Genomic DNA, 2,854 nt, shown 5'->3' with positions numbered 1-2,854 from the left:
GCCTCAAAGTCAGCCTGGTGGAATGGTAAGCCGTTTGACAAAATCTTATTGGATGCGCCTTGCTCAGCATCTGGCATTGTTGCAAGACACCCCGATATCCCCTTCTTGCGTCGTGAGGCAGATATTAAAGCGCTACAGTTGAGGCAACGCGCTATTTTGGAGCAAGCGTGGAAGATGCTCAAAATGGGCGGCACGCTTTTGTATGTGACTTGCTCCGTATTTCCAGAAGAAGGTGTGGAGCAGGCCGCTTGGTTTGCAAATGAGCATCTCGATGCGTTACGATTGAGCGCTCCCGGACAAATTTTGCCCGCCGAGCTAAATGATGGTTTTTTCTATGCCTTGTTTAAGAAAAAAGGGCCATGAGCCAATGCATTAAACAATTCACCCTTTGTATTTTGATAGCGCTGAGTCTATTTTCAGCAGTTGCAAATGCAGAGGGGATCAAGCTTAAATCTGCTGAGCTAGAGCGGGTGGATAACGACTGGCTATTAAATGCTACATTTAAGATTGAATTGAGTCCGGGTCTAGAAGACGCAGTTCAAAAAGGGGTTGTCTTATATTTTCAGACTGAGTTTGATGTAACTCGTTCGCGTTGGTATTGGTTTGATGAAAAGCCTGCGATGGCTCAGCGACTAATACGATTGTCTTATCAGCCCATGACTCAGCAATATCGCATAGCCTCTGAAGGCTTTACCTTTTCTGCAAAAACTATATTTGAGGCCTTGCAGGCAGTAGGGAGTATTGGGGGTTGGCGGGTAATTGATGGCAGCCAAATTGACGCAAGCAAGTCTTACACTGCAGCGCTCAGAATGACTCTAGATTTGAGTAGGCTACCCAAGCCATTCCAGGTAAATGCACTAAACAATCGAGACTGGAATGTGACAAGTGATTGGGTTCGCTTTCCATTTTTACCAACCGGCCCCAACCTGATTAAACGATGAAGATTTCTTTAGACTTCATTGGATCAAATGCGTTTGAGAAGGATGCTTGGAAAAGACGCGCACTGCCGATAGCAATGGCAGTAATTGGTACTTTTGCGCTCCTATTGCTAGTCTTGCTATCCATTGCAACATCCAACACCGAGTTCTTTGATAACTATTTTATTTGGCTCTATGCGGCCAACGTCATCATTGGCATTTGTTTGACGCTAGTCATTTTGACCTTGGTGATAGTCATTGCCATTCGTTGGCGTAAGGGACGGTTTGGTACCCGCTTAGTTGCCAAGCTAGCCATGATTTTTGCTCTGGTTGGAGTGGTCCCAGGCTTAATTTTGTATGGCGTCTCTTTGCAGTTCGTTTCTCGCAGTATTGAAACATGGTTTGATGTGCAGGTAGAGTCAGCATTAGATGCTGGGCTTGAGCTGGGGCGAGTTACTCTGCGCGTTGCTCAAGAGGAGATTTTGGCTGAAGGCAATTACATTGCTGAGCAAATTACCCAAGTTCCATCGGGCACAAGTTCTGAGCAAGTTGGCTCCATGGTGATGAAGATTCGCAATCAATTTGGCATTCAAGAGGTAAGCCTTTTTGGTATCCAGCGTAACTTGATCTTAACCAGTGAATCGCGGCCTAAAAAATATCTGCCAGCACCTGCCCCCGATACCATTACTGAGGCGTTTAAAAAGAAGGGCATCTCCTCTGTAGAGCAAATTGAAGTAGAAGGTGGACAGCGCGCTTATCGAGTGAGGGCAATTGTGCCGATTATCCGTAAAAAACAGCTCTCCGGTAAATCAGGCTCTGCTAAAGAGGTAGAAGATAAATATTTTTTGCAGTTAGTGCGTTTTATTCCCGGACCATTGGCTAAAAATATTGTTGCAGTTGAGTCAGCCTATAGCGATTATCAAGAGAAGTCCTTGGGCCGAACTGGCCTAAGAAAAATGTTTGTAGGTACGCTTACATTAACTCTATTTTTTGCATTATTTGTGGCGGTTACTTTGGCTTTGACCTTGGGCCGTCAGCTTGCAAGGCCTTTGTTGATGTTGTTACGGGGGACGCAGGCTGTTGCTCAGGGTGACTTATCCCCCAAACCAGAGTTAGATACTGGCGATGAATTGGGGATGTTAACCCGCCAATTTAATGTGATGACCCGTCAGTTGGCCGATACCAGGACATCTCTCCAGGAATCCAAATCATTCTTAGAAACAGTATTAGGCAATTTAACTGCTGGCGTTTGTATTTTCGATAAAAACTTCAATGTGGTTTCAAGCAATGCGGGGGCTGATCGCATCTTTGGGCAAGACTTAACGCGAATGGATGGACGTCCTTTAAGTGATAGTCCAAGTCTTGTTGAATTTGATAAGGCAATTAAAGAGGGCTTTGCCACCATGAAGCTAGCAGTCGGCGTAGAGAGTGGCCAGCCAGACTTAGAGGCCAAGAAATCGGCACCAGTATGGCAAAAGCAGATCCAGCTCCACAGTACAAACGAGTTCGAGAATGAACCTGGTGTCACCTTATTTATTCGCGGAACCGAGTTAACTGCGGATTTATGTATGGTGGTGTTTGATGATATTACTGATGTAGTAAGCGCTCAGCGCTCAATTGCCTGGAGTGAGGTTGCTAGGCGCCTGGCGCACGAGATTAAGAATCCGCTAACCCCAATACAGCTCTCAGCAGAGAGATTGCAGCATAAGTTAGCAGGTAAGTTGAGCCCCGAGCAAGAAGAGATGATGAACCGTAGTACTGAAACGATCATCGGACAAGTCCAGGCAATGAAAGAGATGGTGAATGATTTTAGGGATTTTGCAAAAACGCCAAGCCCACAACTAAAGTCAGTCTCAATCAACGCCTTGATACAAGAGATTTTGGGTTTATATGAGGGAAGCCCCATAAAAACTCAGCTTGATGAGCGCAGCCCAAAT

2 protein-coding genes and 1 pseudogene are annotated in these 2,854 nt (G+C 45.6%); all 3 read left to right on the top strand.

From position 1 onward, the window contains the following. Window positions 1-363 (top strand): annotated as a pseudogene (locus B7X71_RS14640) (16S rRNA (cytosine(967)-C(5))-methyltransferase RsmB); the annotation flags it as partial. Beyond that, a complete protein-coding gene (locus B7X71_RS14635) occupies window positions 360-941 on the top strand; it encodes a DUF4390 domain-containing protein (RefSeq protein WP_293601179.1) in 582 nt (193 codons plus the stop codon). The pseudogene B7X71_RS14640 and the gene B7X71_RS14635, both read left to right, overlap by 4 nt. Next, the coding region (locus B7X71_RS14630; protein ID WP_293601177.1) for a histidine kinase dimerization/phospho-acceptor domain-containing protein at window positions 938-2,854 on the top strand (1,917 nt) is incomplete at its 3' end. The genes B7X71_RS14635 and B7X71_RS14630, both read left to right, overlap by 4 nt.

The organism is Polynucleobacter sp. 39-46-10, from assembly GCF_002282275.1.
The sequence above is the reverse complement of the archived record's forward strand: the minus strand, read 5'-3'. Positions and strand labels throughout refer to the sequence as shown.